The organism is Myxococcales bacterium (assembly GCA_016717005.1).
Taxonomy (GTDB): domain Bacteria; phylum Myxococcota_A; class Polyangia; order Haliangiales; family Haliangiaceae; genus UBA2376.
This window is the reverse complement of sequence record JADJUF010000022.1, coordinates 96686-114155: the sequence shown is the minus strand read 5'-3', so window position 1 is coordinate 114155 and position 17470 is coordinate 96686. Positions and strand designations below refer to the sequence as shown.

Annotated in this window: 14 protein-coding genes and 2 pseudogenes; 14 read left to right on the top strand and 2 right to left on the bottom strand. The window is 73.0% G+C overall.

Translation table 11 applies throughout. The annotated features are described in order from the left end of the window. Nucleotides 1-57 precede the first annotated feature (57 nt). Nucleotides 58-1080, bottom strand: coding sequence for a DUF2279 domain-containing protein (locus tag IPL61_20085; GenBank protein ID MBK9033533.1), 1023 nt, complete (start codon nt 1078-1080; stop codon nt 58-60). Nucleotides 1081-1643: 563 nt separating this feature from the next. Here IPL61_20085 and IPL61_20080 point away from each other — a divergent pair. Further along, nucleotides 1644-2465, top strand: coding sequence for an aldo/keto reductase (locus IPL61_20080; protein ID MBK9033532.1), 822 nt, complete (start codon nt 1644-1646; stop codon nt 2463-2465). Nucleotides 2466-2488: 23 nt separating this feature from the next. Here the strand turns inward: IPL61_20080 and IPL61_20075 are convergent, their stop codons facing one another. Then, entirely contained in the window at nt 2489-2791 is a 303-nt protein-coding gene (locus IPL61_20075; protein ID MBK9033531.1) for a hypothetical protein, read from the bottom strand. A gap of 378 nt (nt 2792-3169) precedes the next feature. On the opposite strand from IPL61_20075, the gene IPL61_20070 reads away from it, so the two are divergent. The 13 genes and pseudogenes from IPL61_20070 (at nt 3170) to IPL61_20010 (ending at nt 17349) form a co-directional block, all read left to right on the top strand. Then, on the top strand, nt 3170-3739 hold the full coding sequence (locus IPL61_20070; GenBank protein MBK9033530.1) for a Uma2 family endonuclease: 570 nt from the start codon (nt 3170-3172) through the stop codon (nt 3737-3739). Between the two features lie 282 nt (nt 3740-4021). After that, nucleotides 4022-4492 carry an ATP synthase F0 subunit B gene (locus IPL61_20065; GenBank protein MBK9033529.1) on the top strand — a complete coding sequence of 157 codons (471 nt, stop codon included), beginning with the start codon at nt 4022-4024 and terminating at the stop codon, nt 4490-4492. Then, the gene (locus IPL61_20060; GenBank protein MBK9033528.1) at nt 4492-5262 is read left to right on the top strand and encodes an ATP synthase F0 subunit B; all 771 of its coding nucleotides are present in this window, start codon (nt 4492-4494) and stop codon (nt 5260-5262) included. Before IPL61_20065 ends, IPL61_20060 begins: the two co-directional genes overlap by 1 nt. Further along, nucleotides 5262-5801 (top strand): ATP synthase F1 subunit delta, encoded by a 540-nt coding sequence (atpH, locus tag IPL61_20055; protein ID MBK9033527.1) that lies wholly within the window; start codon nt 5262-5264, stop codon nt 5799-5801. The genes IPL61_20060 and atpH overlap by 1 nt, the downstream gene beginning before the upstream one ends. A 59-nt stretch (nt 5802-5860) precedes the next feature. Then, nucleotides 5861-7386, top strand: a pseudogene (locus IPL61_20050) (F0F1 ATP synthase subunit alpha). A gap of 1 nt (nt 7387) precedes the next feature. Beyond that, nucleotides 7388-8259, top strand: a pseudogene (gene atpG / locus IPL61_20045) (ATP synthase F1 subunit gamma). 60 nt (nt 8260-8319) lie between these two features. Then, nucleotides 8320-9771 (top strand): F0F1 ATP synthase subunit beta, encoded by a 1452-nt coding sequence (gene atpD, locus IPL61_20040; protein MBK9033526.1) that lies wholly within the window; start codon nt 8320-8322, stop codon nt 9769-9771. Beyond that, nucleotides 9771-10184 (top strand): ATP synthase F1 subunit epsilon, encoded by a 414-nt coding sequence (gene atpC, locus IPL61_20035; GenBank protein ID MBK9033525.1) that lies wholly within the window; start codon nt 9771-9773, stop codon nt 10182-10184. Before atpD ends, atpC begins: the two co-directional genes overlap by 1 nt. A gap of 162 nt (nt 10185-10346) precedes the next feature. After that, nucleotides 10347-10607 (top strand): hypothetical protein, encoded by a 261-nt coding sequence (locus IPL61_20030; protein ID MBK9033524.1) that lies wholly within the window; start codon nt 10347-10349, stop codon nt 10605-10607. Nucleotides 10608-10739: 132 nt separating this feature from the next. Next, the gene (locus IPL61_20025) at nt 10740-13814 is read left to right on the top strand and encodes a DUF4157 domain-containing protein (GenBank protein MBK9033523.1); all 3075 of its coding nucleotides are present in this window, start codon (nt 10740-10742) and stop codon (nt 13812-13814) included. Then, nucleotides 13811-14401 carry a hypothetical protein gene (locus IPL61_20020; GenBank protein ID MBK9033522.1) on the top strand — a complete coding sequence of 197 codons (591 nt, stop codon included), beginning with the start codon at nt 13811-13813 and terminating at the stop codon, nt 14399-14401. The genes IPL61_20025 and IPL61_20020 overlap by 4 nt, the downstream gene beginning before the upstream one ends. Before the next feature lie 91 nt (nt 14402-14492). Further along, nucleotides 14493-14753, top strand: coding sequence for a hypothetical protein (locus IPL61_20015; protein MBK9033521.1), 261 nt, complete (start codon nt 14493-14495; stop codon nt 14751-14753). 115 nt (nt 14754-14868) lie between these two features. Next, complete coding sequence (locus tag IPL61_20010; protein ID MBK9033520.1) at nt 14869-17349, top strand: VWA domain-containing protein; 2481 nt, start codon at nt 14869-14871, stop codon at nt 17347-17349. Nucleotides 17350-17470 lie beyond the last annotated feature (121 nt).

Below are 17470 nucleotides of genomic sequence, written 5' to 3'. Positions count from 1 at the left end.
GGGCCGGGCCGCTGCGTCGCGGTCACGGCGACCCGGTCGAACGCCCGACGCGTACCGCTACTGCGGCGGGGCCGGACCGCTGGCGTCGCGGGTGCTCGACACCACCGGCACCAGCGCGAACGGCGGCGCCAGGTACTCGAACAGGTTGCGCCCGATCGCGCGGGTGACGCGCGCGGCCCGGCTCGGGCGACCGCCCAGCGCGCGATCGAGCACGTGCTGCAGATCGAGCGTGACGCCGAGGAACAGCCGCTGCGTCGGGACGGCGTCGGCCGCGGCGTCGGGCTTGTACTTGCGGCTCTCGAACCCGACGCCGAGGTCGAGGTACTCGAGCGCGGTCGCGACCGCCCGCGGGGTCGCGCGCGGCCGCGGCACCGCGCCGAGGTGCAGCGCCAGCACGTAGGTCTCGCCCGAGTAGTCCTCGGCGATGTTCAGGCTGTTGCCCTTCTTGGGCCCGTTGTACTCGCCGCGCCACAGCCCCAGGTACTCGTCGCTCGGGAAGTACTGGACCCGGAAGTCGAGCCAGCGATCGAGCGCGGGCACCAGCACCATCGCCGCGGCGAGGGCGGCGCCGGCGCTGTTGAACGCGAAGTCGCCGGGCGAGAACTTGTAGTAGAAGCCGTCCTTGACCTCGACGGCGAGGAACAGGCTCCACGACAGCGCGGCGCCGGCGATCGCGGCCGAGGTGCGGCCGAAGCCGCCCCAGCGCAGCACGCCGGTGGTCGCGCGCCCGAGCGTGTACGTGGCCCAGGCGTGGCCGAGCTTGTCGGCGCCGCCGGCGTAGGTGTTGCGCCCGAACCAGCCGTCGCCGCCGACGCCGAACTCGTCGAGCGACTCGACGTCGCGGTACCACGCCAGGTAGGCCCACGCGCTGAAGCCGACGTACAGCCCGCCGACCACCGCGGCCGCGCGCCCGCGATGATCGGGCGGCGGCGCCGGCGCGCGCCACGGCATCGGCGCGCCCTGATCGAGCCACGGGGTCAGGCACGGCGCGTCGGCGAGGGCCAGGGTGCAATCGGCGCGGGCCGCGGGCGCGGCGGTGACCGCGACCAGCGCGATCAGCGTGGCGACGACGAAGCGCACCGGCACACGCTACCCCAGAATCCGCGGCGCCGCGGCCACCCGCCCGTGATCGCCGGCACGACGGGTGTCCGGCACGACGGGTGTCAGCCGATCGGACGATGGCGGGACGCCGGGTGTCAGCCGATCGGACGATGGCGGGACGCCGGGTGTCAGCCGATCGGGAGCTGGCCGGCCGATCGGGAGCTGGCGGCGCGCCGGGTGTCAGCCGATCGGGAGCTGGCTGGCGCGCGCCGGGTGTCAGCCGATCGGGAGCTGGCCGCGCGCCGGGTGTCAGCCGATCGGGAGCTGGCGGCCGATCGGGAGCTGGCGGCCGAGGGTCGGGAGCTGGCGGCGCGCCGGGTGTCAGCCGATCGGGAGCTGGCAGGCGGGCCGGGTGTCGGCCGATCGGAAGACGGCTGCTGGCGCCCACGCCGGAACCGGAACCGGAGCCGGAGCCGGAACCGGAACCGGAGCCGGAGCCGGAACGGGAACCGGAGCCGGAACCGGAGCCGGAGCCGGAACGGGCGCCGGAGCCGGACGCGGGAACGGGCGCCGGTCCTCGGCGCTCGGTGTAGCGTGGACCCATGCCGACCGCGCGCGCCCCCGTCCCGCCGATCCTGTACGGCACCGCCTGGAAGGAGGAGCGCACCGCGGCGCTGACCGCGCAGGCGCTGGCCGCGGGCTTCCGCGGCATCGACACCGCCAACCAGCGCAAGCACTACGTCGAGGCCGCCGTCGGCGAGGCGATCGCGCAGGCGGGCGTCCCGCGCGCCGAGCTGTTCCTGCAGACCAAGTTCACCTACGCGCGCGGCCAGGACGAGCGGCTCCCGTACGACCCTGCGGCGCCGCTCCCCGATCAGGTCGCACAGTCGTTCGCCAGCTCGTGCAGCCACCTCGGGACCGACGTGATCGACAGCTACGTGTTGCACGGCCCGTGGTCCGCGCTCGGCTGGCGGCCGGAGGATCGCGAGGTGTGGACCGCGATGGAGGCGCTCCACGACGCCGGCCGGGTGCGCCACCTCGGCGTGTCGAACATCAGCGCCGATCAGCTCACCGCGCTGGTCGCCAGCGCGCGGATCGCGCCGACGTTCGTCCAGAACCGCTGCTACGCGCGCATGGGCTGGGACCGCGAGGTGCGCGCGGCGTGCGCCGCCCACGGCGTGACCTACCAGGGGTTCTCGCTGCTCACCGCCAACCAGCGCGAGCTGACCAGCCCGCGGCTCGCCGCGGTCGGCCGCCGCCGCGGGCTCGACCCGTCCCAGACGGTGTTCGCGTTCGCGCGGACCGTCGGCATGCTGCCGCTGACCGGCAGCAGCTCGGCCGAGCACCTGCGCGCCGACCTGACCGCGCTCGTGATCACGCTCGACCCCGCCGACGTCGCGGTCGTCGAGGCGATCGGCGCGTAGCGCCGCGCCGGACCCTCTGAGGCTCAGTACGTCGGCAGCGCGGTCAGGCGATCGGGCAGGGCGGGGTCGGCCGGCTCGGCCGGGGCGACGAGCGAGTACGCGCCGTGGCGCAGCTTGGTCGCGACCGGGGTGTCGGTGCCGTCGGCGGCGCGCACGTAGTACTGCTCGCCGGCGTTGATCGCGCGCGCGACCTTGTCGGCGGGGTGGTCGGCGGGGAACATCCCGCCGTCCTCCTGCCACGTGACCCGCGCGATGTCGCTGGGCTGCCAGCCGGTCGCGGGCGCGCCATCGACGAGCCGCACCGAGGTGATCCGCTTCTTGGCCATGCCCCAGGGTGGCATCGAAGCGCCGCCGGCGGTACCCGCTTGCCGTCGCGGCGTCGGCGACCCGGCCTCGGTGCGCCGCGCTGCGACCGCACGCCGACGCGGCGCGGGTCAAGGCGCCGGCGGCTTCGGCGGCCGCGTCACCCGCGCCGGGAGGCCGGACGCGGCGCGCACCGACCGGCGCCGTCGTCCGACGCATCGATCGCGCCGCGTGCCATCACGCCGCCGGACATGCGCCAGCGACCGAGGTCCGGCGTGCGCCGGCCGAGCCTCGGCCATTCGTCCGGGATCCGGACATCGTGCGACGACGATCCGCGCGGTTGGCCGTGGCGCGTGGATTGCTGGAGCGTGGCTCGATGGGGAGGTGGTATGGTCGGGACGATGCAGGACCGGACAGGTGGAGCCGACGCGCGGCCGCCGGTGCGCGGCCTCAAGCGCGTGGAGTTCGAGCAGCTGATCGACCTCGGGGCGTTCGAGGATGAGCCGATCGAGCTGCTCGACGGCGAGCTGGTCGTCATGAGCCCACAAGGGGAGACCCACGCGTGGGTCGTCGCCGTGCTGGCGCGTCACCTGAGTCGTGCGCTCGGCGACGCGTGGATGGTGTATTCGCACAGCGGCCTCGCGGTCTCCGACTGGTCCCTGCCCGAGCCCGATGTGGCCGTGGTCGCCGCGACCGCGCGGCCACAGCGACCGCGCTCCGCGGTGCTGGTGGTCGAGGTGTCGCGCTCACGGCTGGCCTACGACCTCGGGCCCAAGGCCCGCGCGTACGCCCGTGGCGGCGTGCCGACCTACTGGGTCGTCGATCTCGTCCACCGCGCGGTCCATGTCCACACCGATCCGATCGACGGCGAGTACCGCCGCGTGATGACCGTGGGATCCGACGCGACGCTGACGGTCGCCGGTCTGCCCGAGGTCGCCCTCGCCGTCGCGACGCTGTTGCCGGAGGGCTGAAGGGCGCGGGCTCCGCCGCAGGTGGGGACCCGGCAAGATCCGGCCTGGTTGAGGACCATTCGCGGTGAAAATGAATCCGCAGGGATCAGCGATCGCCGCAGACCCCGCGGGCTCGCCCCAACCCGCCGCCATATATGGGTGTAGCGGGCGTGTGCGTCGGATTGTCGCAGGCGATCGTCCAGGGCCGCGGCATCCCTGGGTTGACAGTACGGCGGGGCCCACCGTATAAGCGCCCCGCGCCGAGGCAAAACGCCTGGACGCTAGGATTTTCAAGAGGTTACAATGGAACCGACGCTGGTCGAGGTGGTTGCAGGCAACCAGCCCCTGATCGACATCGACGGGACGATCATCATCCAGTTCGTCCTGTTCGCGGTGATGTTCTTCGCCGCCAACAAGCTGTTGTTCCAGCCGTACTTGAAGCTCCGCGCCAAGCGCATCGCCGGCATCGACGGCGCGCGCGCCGAGGCCGAGCGCATGAGCGCCGAGGCCGACAGCAAGCTCGCGGACTACGACACCAAGCTGGCTGCGGCGCGCGCCAAGGCCGCGGCCGAGCAGCGGAAGATCCGCGCCGAGGCCGCCGCGCACGAGCGCGAGGTCTCGGACAAGGCCCGCACCACCGCCCAGGCGGCGATGGACACCGCCACCGCCACGGTCAAGCGTGAGACCGAGGCCGCCCGCGCCGAGCTGGTGCCCCAGGCCCAGCTGATCGCGCGCCGCATGGCCAAGCAGCTGCTCGGCCGGGAGATCGCCTGATGCGCTCCTTCGTTCGTTCGCTCGCGCTCGCCGCCGCGCTCGTCGGCGCGCCCGCGGTGGCGCTGGCCCAGCCGGCCGATCAGGCCGAGGTCCCGGCCGGTGAGGCCCACGCTGGCGCCGAGCACGGCGAGGCCCACGGCGGCCACGCCGACCCGAGCAAGCACTTCAACTTCTTCGGCATCAGCTACCGCAACAAGGACGTCGCGGGCGGCAAGATGGGCGACGGCAAGCTCGGCGACGCGCCGCTGGCCGAGGGTCACGAAGAAGAGCCGATGAGCGCGCCGTTCGTGCTCATGCTGCTCAACTTCGGCATCCTGCTGGTCATCCTCGCGAAGCTCGGCGGTCCGCCGGCGCGCAAGATGGCCGAGACGCGGTCCGACGAGATCAAGGGCGCGCTCGACGAGGCCGCCAAGCTGCGCAAGCAGGCCGCGGCCAAGCTCGACGAGTACAACGGCAAGCTGGCCGCGTCCGAGGCCGAGATGGACGCGCTGCTCAAGGGCATGCGCGCCGACGCCGAGGCCGACAAGGCCCGCATCCTCGCCAACGCCGAGACCCAGGCCGCCGCGGTCAAGCGCGACGCCGAGCTGCGCATCGCCGCCGAGATCGAGCGCGCCCGCGCCGAGCTGGCCCGCGAGGTCGCGGTCGCGGCGGCCGGCGCCGCCGAGAAGCTCCTGCGCGAGAAGACCAACGCCACCGACCACGCGTCGTTGGTCGACGGCTTCATCCGCGACGTCGAGGCCGCCGCGCGCGGCAGCAAGGGAGCCATCTGATGCAGGCTGGTAGCCTCGCGCGCCGCTACGCGCGCGCCATCATGGATCTGGCGGTCGCCGCCAACGTCATCGACCAGGTCGCCGCCGACCTGCGCGGCCTGGCCGCCGCCTACAAGACCGCGCCCGAGCTGGGCGAGGTGCTCGGCAACCACTCGTACCCCAAGGCCAAGCGCCGCGCGATCGTCGACGCGCTGCTGGCCCGGCTCGCGGCCCAGCCGCTGACCAAGACGTTCTGCAACCTGCTGCTCGACAACGAGCGCCTCGCGGTCGTCCCCGACATCGCGCGCGAGGTCGACGCGATGGTCGAGGAGCGCGCCGGGCGGGTCGCGGCCGAGGTGGTCTCGGCCACCGTGCTCACCCCAGCCCAGGTCACGCAGCTCACCGCCACGCTCGAGCGCCTGTCGGGCAAGAAGGTCGTCCTCTCCAAGCGCGAGGATCCCACCCTGCTCGGCGGCGTCGTCGCCAAGGTCGGCGACGTCGTCTACGACGGCAGCCTGCGCACCCAGCTCCGGGTCCTGCGCGACGAGCTGTCCCGCTAGCCCGGTCCGCCGGGCCCACCGATTCCCGCACGCATCCCCAACGATCGAAGGAAGCCGCCATGGACATCCGCGCCGCCGAGATCAGCGACATCATCAAGAAGCAGATCGAGAACTACGACAAGAAGGTGCAGGTCACCGAGACCGGCACCGTGCTGACCGCGGGCGACGGCATCGCCCGCGTCTACGGCCTGGCGGGCGCGCTGGCCGGCGAGCTGCTCGAGTTCGAGGGCAGCGGCGCCGACAAGGTCCAGGGCATGGTGCTCAACCTCGAGGAAGACAACGTCGGCGTCGCCATCCTCGGCCGGTTCGAGACGATCAAGGAGGGCGACACCGTCCGCCGCACCGGCAAGATCGTCGAGGTCCCGGTCGGCGAGGAGCTGATCGGCCGCGTCGTCAACGCCACCGGGTTCGCGATCGACGGCGGCAAGCCGATCGCCGGCACCCACACCCGCAAGGTCGAGATCAAGGCGCCCGGCATCATCGCCCGCAAGTCGGTGCACGAGCCGATGCAGACCGGCATCAAGGCCATCGACTCGATGATCCCGATCGGCCGCGGCCAGCGCGAGCTGATCATCGGCGACCGCGGCGTCGGCAAGACCGCCATCGCGATCGACACGATCATCAACCAGAAGGGGCAGAACATGTTCTGCTTCTACGTCGCGATCGGCCAGAAGCAGTCGACGGTGGCCGCCGTCGTCGACCGCCTCAGAAGGCCGGCGCGATGGAGTACACGACGGTGATCGTGGCCGGCGCGTCCGAGCCGGCGCCGCTGCAGTTCATCGCGCCGTACACCGGCGTCACGATGGCCGAGTACTTCCGCGACTCGGGCCGCCACGCGCTGATCGTCTACGATGATCTCTCGAAGCAGGCCGTCGCCTACCGCCAGCTCTCGCTGCTGCTCCGCCGCCCGCCGGGCCGCGAGGCGTACCCGGGCGACGTCTTCTACCTCCACAGCCGCCTGCTCGAGCGCGCCGCCAAGATGTCCGACAAGGAGGGCGGCGGCTCGCTGACCGCGCTCCCGATCATCGAGACCCAGGCCGGCGACGTCTCGGCGTACATCCCGACCAACGTCATCTCGATCACCGACGGCCAGATCTTCCTCGAGGCCGACCTGTTCTACTCGGGCATCCGCCCGGCCGTGAACGTCGGCATCTCGGTGTCGCGCGTCGGCGGCGCCGCCCAGACCAAGGCGATGAAGCAGGTCGCCGGCCGCCTCCGCCTCGAGCTGGCCGCCTACCGCGAGAAGGCCGCGTTCGCGCAGTTCGGCTCGGACCTCGACAAGGCCACGCTGGCCCAGCTCCAGCGCGGCGAGCGCATGACCGAGCTGCTCAAGCAGGCGCAGTACTCGCCGCAGTCGATGGAGGAGCAGGTCATCGTGATCTACGCCGGCACCAACGGCTTCGTCGACAACCTGCCGCTGGCGGCGCTGGGCCGGTACGAGACCGAGCTCCTGTCGTTCATCAAGAGCCGCAAGAGCGACCTGATCGAGAGCATCCGCACCACCGGCAAGCTCGACACCGACGCCGCCAAGGCCGCCCTCACCGAGTTCGGCAAGCAGTTCGTGGTCGAGGCCAAGAAGAACTGACATGCCGTCGCTCAAGGCCATCCGCAAGCGCATCGGGTCGGTCAAGAACACCCGCAAGATCACGCGCGCGATGAAGCTGGTCGCGGCGGCCAAGCTGCGCCGCGCCCAGGACGCGATCATCGCGGCCCGCCCGTACGCGGCGGCGCTGGCGACGGTCGTGAGCGAGCTGGCCGAGGTCGCCGGCACCGACGCGCACCCGCTGTTCGAGCGGCGCGACGGCAAGCGCGTGATCGTGGTGGTCTTCACCAGCGACCGCGGCCTGGCCGGCGCGTTCAACACCAACATCATCAAGCGCACCGAGGCCCTGATCCGCGAGGAGCTGGTCGGGTGCGACGTCAGCCTGCGGCTGATCGGCAAGAAGGCCAACCAGTACTTCAGCCGGCGCAACTACCAGATCACCAGCTTCGACGGCGCGCCGATCGGCGCGACCGCGCTGCAGGTGGCCGGCGACACCTCGCTGCGGATCATCGACGACTTCACCTCGGGCAAGACCGACCGGGTGTTCGTGGTCTACAACGAGTTCAAGTCGCGATCACCCAGGACACCGTCGTCAAGCAGGTGCTGCCGGTCGTGCCCGAGCAGGTCAAGGGCGCGCCGGCCAAGGTGGTCGGCCAGGACTACGACTACGAGCCGAGCAAGGAAGAGCTCCTGACCCGGCTGGTGCCGCTGTACGTGCAGATCGGCCTGTACCGCGCGGCGCTCGAGTCGATCGCCGGCGAGTTCGGCGCCCGCATGAGCGCGATGGAGTCGGCGACCAAGAACGCCGGCGAGATGATCAACAAGCTCACGCTCCAGTACAACCGCGCCCGCCAGGCCTCGATCACCAAGGAGCTGCTCGAGATCATCGGCGGCGCCGAGGCCCTCAAGGGTTAGGCCGCGCGCCGGCCCGCTCCCCCGTTTTCGCAACCAACCCTCCTCGTCCGAGAGCACACCATGGCCACTGACTATTCTCCGAACTCGCTGGGTCGCGTCGTCCAGGTCATCGGCCCCGTCGTCGACGTCGCCTTCGACGCGGCCGAGCTGCCCGAGATCAACACCGCGCTGCTGGTGTCGAACCCGTCGATCGACGCCAAGGCCGACAACCTCACGATCGAGGTCGCCCAGCACCTCGGCGAGAAGATGGTCCGGTGCGTCGCGATGGACTCGACCGACGGTCTGGTCCGCGGCGCCCAGGTGCGCAACTCCGGCGCCGCGATCTCGATGCCGGTCGGCGCCGGCGTGCTCGGCCGCATCCTCAACGTCATCGGCAAGCCGATCGACGAGGCCGGCCCGGTCGTGCACACCGAGACCCGCCCGATCCACCGCGCGGCGCCCAAGTTCACCGATCAGTCGGTGCAGGTCGAGATGTTCGAGACCGGCATCAAGGTCATCGACCTGCTCGCGCCCTACCGCCGCGGCGGCAAGATCGGCCTGTTCGGCGGCGCCGGCGTCGGCAAGACCGTGCTCATCCAGGAGCTCATCAACAACGTCGCGAAGAAGTCCGGGTCGTACTCGGTGTTCGCCGGCGTCGGCGAGCGCACCCGCGAGGGCAACGACCTGTTCCACGAGCTGGCCGAGGCCAAGCTGTTCGACGGCAGCTCGGTGCTCTCGAAGACCGCGATGGTGTTCGGCCAGATGAACGAGCCGCCCGGCGCCCGCCAGCGGGTCGCGCTGTCGGCGCTGACGATCGCCGAGTACTTCCGCGACGTCGAGAAGCAGGACCTGCTGCTGTTCGTCGACAACATCTTCCGGTTCACCCAGGCCGGCTCGGAAGTGTCGGCGCTCCTCGGCCGCATCCCGTCGGCCGTCGGCTACCAGCCGACCTTGTCGACCGAGATGGGCGGCCTCCAGGAGCGCATCACCTCGACCAAGGACGGGTCGATCACCTCGGTCCAGGCCATCTACGTGCCCGCCGACGACCTCACCGACCCGGCGCCGGCGACGGCGTTCGCCCACCTCGACGCGACGACCGTGCTCAACCGCGCGATCACCGAGAAGGGCATCTACCCGGCGGTCGATCCGCTCGACTCGACCTCGACGATCTTGTCGCCGGCCGTCGTCGGCGAGCGCCACTACGCGGTCGCCCGCGAGGTCCAGCGCCTGCTGCAGCGCTACAAGGACCTGCAGGACATCATCGCCATCCTCGGCATGGACGAGCTGTCGGAGGACGACAAGCTGACCGTGGCGCGCGCCCGCAAGATCGAGCGCTTCATGGGCCAGCCGTTCCACGTCGCCGAGACGTTCACCGGCATGAAGGGCATCTTCGTCACCCGCGACGACACGGTCCGCTCGTTCGAGGAGATCCTCGAGGGCAAGGGCGACGACCTGCCCGAGCAGGCGTTCGCGATGACCGGCACGATCGACGACGTCCGCGCCGCCGCCGCCAAGCTGGCCGAGAAGAACTGATGGCGACCGCGCTCGACGTCAACGTGGTCACGCCCAAGGGCGTGATCGCCCACGAGGACACCGACGCGTTGACCGCGCCGGGCGAAGAGGGCGAGTTCGAGCTGCTGCCGGGCCACACGCCGCTCTTGACCGCGCTCAAGCCGGGCGTGCTGACGATCGGCGAGCGCACCAAGGCGCGCTACGCGATCTCGACCGGCTACCTGCGGATCGACCCGGCCGGCGCGGTCGAGGTGCTGGTCGAGCAGGCGGTGCCGGGCGCCGACGTCGACGTCGACGTCGCCAAGGCCGACCTGAAGACCAGCGAGGCCGAGCTGGCGAAGTGGGGCGACAAGCCCACCGACGGTGACTGGAAGATCCTGGTGAACAAGGTGGCGTGGGCGCAGGCGCGGCTCGACGCGGCCAGCGGTCGCTGACGGTCCTCGTCGCGCTGCGGTCGACGCCGCGGCGGTCGCAGGTCGCCGGTCGCTGACCCGTCACCGCGGGGACGCTGGCAGGCGCCGCGCCACCGCCGTGCGGCGCTCGGTCGCGTCGGATCCGCGGTTGCGAGACCTCGGCGGCGTGCCCACGATCAAGGCATGCTGCACTACCTCGCCACGCTCGCGGCCGTCCTCGGCCTGCTCGCAATGGTGCTGGGGGGCCTGTGGATGCTGGGGCAGGCGTTCAGCACCAGCGCGCTCTGGGGCCTGGGCATGCTCATCCCGCCCGTCGCGGTCGCGTATGTGCTGGTGCACTGGCGTCAGGCGCGGGATCCGCTGTTCCTGCAGTTCCTGGGGCTCGCGGCCGTGGTGGGGGCCGCGCTGGTCGATCCGTCGGCGGTGCCGTCGGTCGTACGCTGACCGCGGTGCACGAGCAGATTGTCGCGCTATTTCAGGTGGTTGTCGTTTTCGGGCCCCTTCTTCTGGGGAAGATCCGGGGCGGCGTCCGTCGTGGCGGGTATGACCCGAGATCGGACCGGCGACCGACAGGGCGTGGACGATGGCGCGGACTCGCTGGGCGGCGCCGCCCCCGGCAAGCGCGCCCGCACCGACGGGCTCGCCGTGCGGCGTCGCGCGAGCACGGATCCCTCGGCAGCGACCGCGTCGACCGCCGCCGCGTCGACCGAGGTCGTCGACGACCCGTTCGCGCTGCACCTGCCGACCCTGTCCAGCCTGCCGACCTTGCCGATCATGCGCAAGGCCGCGCCCGCGGCCGGCGCCGCCCAGCGCCAGGCCGGCGATCGCGGCGACATCGCCACGGCGGCGATCGCCGGCAAGGGCTCGGGCGCCAGCTTGCCGGGCCCGGTGCAGCAGCATTTCGGCGCCGCCTACGGCACCGATCTGTCGAGCGTCCGCGTGCACACCGATGCGTCCGCGTCCCAGGCCGTCGACGCCTCGGGGGCGCGCGCGTTCGCCTACGGCAGCGACGTGTTCTTCGGCTCCGGCCAGTACGATCCCGGCTCGTCGAGCGGCCAGTTCCTGATCGGCCACGAGCTCGCGCACGTCGCGCAGCAGGGCAGCCAGCCGGCGCCTCAGGCCAAGCGCGTCGGCGCCACCGACGATCCGGCCGAGCACCAGGCCGACGCGGCGGCCCACGCCGCCCTCGAGACCGGCCAGACCGGCGACGTCCATGAGGTCGAGGCCAGCGCCGCGGCCACCGCCGCGCTCGCCGGCCAACGCGCACCGCTGTCATCGGCCGCGCCCAAGGTGCGCTTCTTCGCCCAGGACGAGGGCCCGACCGCCGGCGGCGGCGGTCACGCGCGCCTGACCGAGACCGCGCTGCACGGGATGGGCGGGCTGTCGGACGCCGAGGTCCGCACCGCGCGCATGGGCAACTGGGAGCGCGATCTGTCCCAGGTCCTGACCCCGACCACCGCGAGCCTCGGCCTGACCGCGCCCGACCGGCCGGTCATGAAGATCCTCAACTTGATCGCGCTCAACGACTTCGGGCGCGGCATCAACCTGTCGTCGTTCGGCACCTACGATCCGGTCGAGCACATCGACAACCCGACCGGCCTGCGCGGCACCGACGTGATCGATCAGGGCGGCGCCGCGGGCACGCCCGCGCGTCACCCCGACGGCGCCAACCCCGACACGGCGGCGTCGATCTCCGGCGCCCACCCGGCGGTGGGCGCGGCCGGCACCGGCCACCAGGCCTACGCTGACCTCGACGATCGCTACCGGCACAACTCGCACACCGCCGAGGGCGGGCACGACGCCGTCAACGGACACGACGCCACCGCGTTCCAGGTCGACGAGACCGCGATCCCCAACTACATCTATGGCAGCCGCGACTGGTGCACCCAGACCCTGCGCAACGCCGCGCGCCTCGGCACCCAGCGCAACCTGCACAACGCCGACGGCAGCCCCGCCGAGGAGACGCTGCACGGCCCGCGCATGTTCTCGAGCGGCGTCCACACGCTGCAGGACTACTTCGCGCACTCGAACTTCTGCGAGATCGCGCTCAACATCCTGGTCCGCGCCGGCGGCCTGCGCGTCGCGACCGCGACCACCGAGAGCCGCGACGCGGCCAACCACCGCACCGTCACCGCCGCCACCACCGCCGACCTGAGCTCGGTCGCTGGCGTCGGCGGGCGCGTGCTCGACTCGCACGTCCACGGCAACGACGCCCACGGCAACCCGACCGCGCCCAACCTGACGGTCGGCGACCGCGAGGTCATCACGACCGGCTCGTTCAACCTGACCGACACGATCGACAGCCTGGCCGAGGAGCTCAGCGCCAAGTGGCGCGCGCTCGACCCGTTCCGGGTCAAGCCCGACGAGCCGAGCCCGCTGATGCTGGCCGCGATGGACTACATCGAGATGGACCCGGCCAACCCGGCGAACATCAACGGCTGCGGCCAGGCCATGGCCGACTTCATCCACCCGGCGGTCGCCACGATCTCGGCGCTCGGCAGCGGCGGCGCCGCGGTCGTCGACGGCGCCGGCACGGTCGCGGCCGGCGGGGCCCACGGGCTCGCGGCGCTCGGCAGCGGCGCGCTCGACACGCTCGGCGCCGGGGCCGACCTGCTGCACCGCCACACCGGCGTCGGCGGCGACGCGGCGGCCTCGCTGCACGGCGGCGCGCGCGCGGTGACCGCCGGCGGCGACGCGGTCGCCAGCGGCGCGACCGGGGCCACCGGCGCCGCGGCCGACGGCATCCGCGGGCTGGTCACGCAGCTGCAGGCGCAGGAGCAGCAGCTGCGCACGCGCCAGCACACGCTGCGCGAGCTGTACCAGTGGGCCTACGGCCACGGCCCGCTCGATCTGCTCAAGGCGGCCGCGCGCAACATCCCGGTCGTCGGCCCGGCGGCGGCCGCGGCGATCGAGATGGCGCAGCAGCAGATCCACGCGCTGATCGAGGGCCTGCTGGGGACGCTGTGGAACGCGGCGCTCGACGCCGGCACCGCGGTCCTCAACGAGTTCATCGGCGCGATCCGCAACCAGACCAACGTGTCGGGTAACCGTCGACCGGTGGCGGCGGGGCCGTTCCGCGAGACCCGCCAGCACGTCGCCGACACCTTCGGCAACGTCAGCGAGTTCTTCGATGACAACGGTCGGCCGCGGCCCGGCACCGGCGCCCCCGGCGGCGGCGAGGCCGGGCACTACTCCGGCATCGCGCCGGCCAGCTACACGCCGCCGAGCCACAGCGAGATCGCGAAGGACCACGGCGACATCGAGAACCGCCCCGGCGAGGCGCACGCCCACGCGGGCGGCGGCCACGTCGAGGAGGGCAACTGGCTCAACGGCCTCGCGATGGCGCTGGCGCAGCTCGCGACCACGGGCGTCGGGGTCCCGGTGAACGCGTGCTGGGCGCAGGTCGACGAGGGCCACCCCGTCGCGGCCACCGCCCCGGCGCTCGACGCGATCGACCGGGCGGTGAACCTCTACTTCGACCACCCGGCCGCGAACCAGTCGTTCTGGGAGTCGACGGTGCGCGGCTTCGTCGGCGGCGAGCTGGGCCCGGCGCTGATCGAGCACCTGCGCGGCGCGCACGGCAGCGCGCCGGACGCGCCCGGGCCCCTGGTCGACGTGCCCGTGGTGGCGCCGACGCCGCGGGCGCCATGACGAGCGCGCTGGGCGAGGCCGACCTCGACGACGTCGACGCGTCGGCGATCGTGTCGTGGATCGCGCCGGTGCCCGAGGCGCCGGGCCTGCCGCGCAACGACGCGATCCGGATCGCGACCGAGTTCGTCGCGGCGCCGAGCGTGTCGGGCTGGCCCGACGACGCCGAGGCGGTGTGGCTCGGGACCCGCGTGACGTTGCGCGCCACCGGGAGCACCCGCAGCTACGCGTTCGCGCGCGTCGACGGCCGCGGTCCGGCGCCGCGGGGCTTCATCGCGCCGCTGCGCTCGACCAGCTTCGCCGAGGAGACCGACCTCGAGCAGGTGGTCGCCGCGCTGCGCGCCGAGCGCGCGGTCGGCGCCAGCCCCGCGGTCGCCTACGTCCGCGCCGCCGAGCCGGTCCACGGCTACCGACCGATCGTCGCGGCCCGCGGGCTGTCGGCGGTGATCGACGGCGGCCCCGACGCGCGCGCGTTCGTGCGCCAGGCCGGCGCGCGGCTGCTGGTGCTCGAGCCACGGTCGACCGCGACCGCGTCGGGCGCGCCGTACGCGCCGGCCGGCGCGTACAGCGAGCTGTGGCGGCTCAGCTGATCGAGCGCGCGCGCCGCGCGTGCCTCCGCTGATCGATCGCGGGCGTTCCGATTTCGCTTGACCCCGGGGTGGGGTGCGTCACGATTCGCGCATGCACGCACTGCTCACCCTGGTCGCGCTCGCCGGAGTGTTCGCCCTCGTCGTCGGCGGTCTGTGGATGCTGGTCCGCGCCTTCAGCGAGGGCGTGCTGTGGGGGCTGGGCTGCGTGTTCCTGCCGTTCGTGTCGCTGTTCTTCTTGATCCTCCACTGGCGCCAGGCCAAGGACCCGTTCTTCCTCCAGCTGATGGGGCTCGGGGCGATCTTCGCAGCGGCGATCCTCGACCGCGCGGCGCTGCCCGGCTTCCTGGGCTGAGCGCCTCGAGGGTTCGGGCCCTGCGACACCCGGGTGAGCGCGGGCGCGCCGGCGGGCCAGGAGCTGTCATGGATCCGGAGCCAAGCCGCGGCGTTTGGCCCTGGAGGAGGACTCCATGGCACGCCTGTTCCTGTGCGCGCTCGCGCTGACGATCGCGGCTGCGTCGGCTCGCGCCGACGACCACCCTCGACTCGAGATGATCGCGGCCGGCAACGTCCGCGCCGAGCTGCCGCTGGTCGCGAGCGACATGCGGGTCGCGGTCCGCGGCGCGATCGCCCAGGTCCGCCACACCCAGCACTTCGCCAACCCGGCGACGACCGCGATCGAGGCGGTCTACATCTTCCCGCTGCCCGAGCGCGCGGCGGTCGGCGCCATGACCATGCGCATCGGCGCGCGGACGATCGTGGCCAAGATCGCGCGGCGCGAGGACGCCCGGGCCACCTACGAGCGGGCGCGCGCGGTCGGCCAGACCGCGGCGCTGCTCGAGCAGGAGCGGCCCAACGTGTTCACCCAGTCGGTCAGCGGCATCCTGCCGGGCGAGGTCATCGACATCGAGCTGACCTACGACGTGCTGCTCGAGCCGCACGACGGCTGGACCGAGCTGGCGCTGCCGACGGTGGTCGGCCCGCGCTACATCCCCGGCGCGCCGTCCGGAACCCGGACCGGCGTCGGCGTCGCGGCCGACACCGAGCGCGTGCCCGACGCGGCCCGGATCTCGCCGCCGCTCCAGGCGATGGGCGCGCCGGCGACCGTCTTCGCCTTCGGGCTCGACCTGCAGCCGGGCCTGCCGGTGGCCGAGGTCGACAGCCCGACCCACGAGCTGATCGCCACCGAGCTCGATCACGATCACCTCGCGATCGCGCTGGCGGCGCCGGCCGCGGCCGCGGACAAGGACCTGGTGGTGCGCTGGCGGGTCGAGGTCGCCGAGCCCACCATCGGCGTGCTGGCCGGGTTCGCCGGCGCCGAGGGCTACCTGTCGGCGATCATCCAGCCGCCCGAGCTGCCGCCGATCGCCGCGGCGCCGCGCGAGCTGGTGTTCGTGCTCGACACCTCGGGCTCGATGGCGGGGCCGCCGCTGGCGCTGGTCCAGCGGGCGATCCGGTACGCGCTCGATCACGTGCAGCCCGGCGACCGGATCCGCATCCTCAACTTCTCGATCGACGTCGGCGGGCTCGACGGTGGCGCCCTGCTGGCGGCGACGCCGGCCAACCTGCGCCGGGCCCGGGGCTTCGTCGACGGGCTGGCCAGCGCCGGCGGCACCGAGATGCTGGCCGGCATCCGCGCGGCCCTGGCCGATCCGCCGACCGACGGCCGCGTCCGGTACGTCTGCTTCATGACCGACGGGTTCATCGGCAACGACGACGAGATCCTCGCGGAGATCGCGCGGACCCGGGCGGCCAACGTCCACCTGTTCTCGTTCGGCGTCGGCTCGTCGGTCAACCGGTCCCTGCTCGACGAGATGGCTCGCGACGGGCACGGCGCGTCGCAGATCTTGCTGCTCGACGACCCGCCCGAGCCGCAGATCGCGCGGTTCTTCCGCCAGCTGGTGGCGCCGATGTGGAGCGACGTGCGGGTCGAGTTCCCGGGGCTGGGCGTCACCGACGTGACCCCGGCGATCGTGGGCGATCTGTTCGCGGGCCAGCCGATCGTCGTGACCGCGCGCTACGCCGCGGGCGCGCGCGGGCGGGTGCGGGTGATCGGTCGGATCGGCGACCAGGTCGCGACGCTCGAGCAGGCCATCGCGCTGCCGGGCGCCGGCGGCGACGGCGCGCTCCTGGGTCGGCTGTGGGCGCGGCACCGCATCCGCGAGCTGGCGGCGGCGGGCCGCACCGGCGACGCCGAGGCCGCGCGCGGGGCGATCACGACGATCGCGCTGGCCCACGCGCTGGCGTCTCCGTACACGTCGTTCGTCGCGGTCGATGACCGGCCGCGGGTCGAGGGCCAGCCGGTGCCGACGCTGGCGGTGCCGGTGATCACGCAGTCGATCACCGACGAGTACACCCGCAACATCCCGACCGGCCGTACGTTCGGGACGGTGCTGGGCTCCGCCGCCGGCAGCCAGGGCGACGGCTACGGCGGCGAGACCATCGAGATCAGTGACCGCGCGCCGATGATCGATACGTCGTCGACCTCGACGGGCTATACGATCGACGGGTCGACCGGCCCGCACGACGTCGCGCAGAACAGCGCCGGCGTCGGGGACGCGCGCGGCGAGCTGAGCGTGGCGGCGGGCCTCGACCGCGGCGGCGGCGGCCTCGCCGAGATCCGCGGCCAGGTCGGGCTGACGCTGACGCCGCGGTACCAGCTCGGGTTCGGGGCCGGGCTGACGCTGCGGCCGTCGTCGCCGTCGACCTTCGGCTTCCTGGCGACGCTGACGCGCTGGGGCCTGTGGCGCCAGCTGGCGCTGCGCCTGGGGCTCGGGCTCGGCGCGACCCTCGATGACGACGTCACGCCGGCGCCGGCGTGGCGGGCCGAGCTGCTGCACCCGTTGCCGCGGCTCGGCCGGGCGCGGCCGCTCTTGTCGCTCGGGCTCGGCGAGCAGCTCGACGACGACCACGGCGCCGCCGCGACCCTGGGCGTCAGCCTGGCGTTCTGAGCGGCACCTTCATGCCGGGCGTACCGCGCGCCTCCTCGATCGCCGCGCGGTGGCGGTCGAAGGCGGCGCGCTTGGTCACCGCGCCCATGGCCGCGCGCGGGGCCGCGCACCGAGCGGCCTC

What these genes read in the sequence shown, in the direction of transcription:
- IPL61_20080 (MBK9033532.1), top strand. Translation starts at nt 1,644, where the DNA reads ATGCCGACCGCGCGCGCCCCCGTCCCGCCGATCCTGTACGGCACCGCC.
- IPL61_20075 (MBK9033531.1), bottom strand. Translation starts at nt 2,791, where the DNA reads ATGGCCAAGAAGCGGATCACCTCGGTGCGGCTCGTCGATGGCGCGCCC.
- IPL61_20070 (MBK9033530.1), top strand. Translation starts at nt 3,170, where the DNA reads ATGCAGGACCGGACAGGTGGAGCCGACGCGCGGCCGCCGGTGCGCGGC.
- IPL61_20065 (MBK9033529.1), top strand. Translation starts at nt 4,022, where the DNA reads ATGGAACCGACGCTGGTCGAGGTGGTTGCAGGCAACCAGCCCCTGATC.
- IPL61_20060 (MBK9033528.1), top strand. Translation starts at nt 4,492, where the DNA reads ATGCGCTCCTTCGTTCGTTCGCTCGCGCTCGCCGCCGCGCTCGTCGGC.
- atpH (MBK9033527.1), top strand. Translation starts at nt 5,262, where the DNA reads ATGCAGGCTGGTAGCCTCGCGCGCCGCTACGCGCGCGCCATCATGGAT.
- atpD (MBK9033526.1), top strand. Translation starts at nt 8,320, where the DNA reads ATGGCCACTGACTATTCTCCGAACTCGCTGGGTCGCGTCGTCCAGGTC.
- atpC (MBK9033525.1), top strand. Translation starts at nt 9,771, where the DNA reads ATGGCGACCGCGCTCGACGTCAACGTGGTCACGCCCAAGGGCGTGATC.
- IPL61_20030 (MBK9033524.1), top strand. Translation starts at nt 10,347, where the DNA reads ATGCTGCACTACCTCGCCACGCTCGCGGCCGTCCTCGGCCTGCTCGCA.
- IPL61_20020 (MBK9033522.1), top strand. Translation starts at nt 13,811, where the DNA reads ATGACGAGCGCGCTGGGCGAGGCCGACCTCGACGACGTCGACGCGTCG.
- IPL61_20015 (MBK9033521.1), top strand. Translation starts at nt 14,493, where the DNA reads ATGCACGCACTGCTCACCCTGGTCGCGCTCGCCGGAGTGTTCGCCCTC.
- IPL61_20010 (MBK9033520.1), top strand. Translation starts at nt 14,869, where the DNA reads ATGGCACGCCTGTTCCTGTGCGCGCTCGCGCTGACGATCGCGGCTGCG.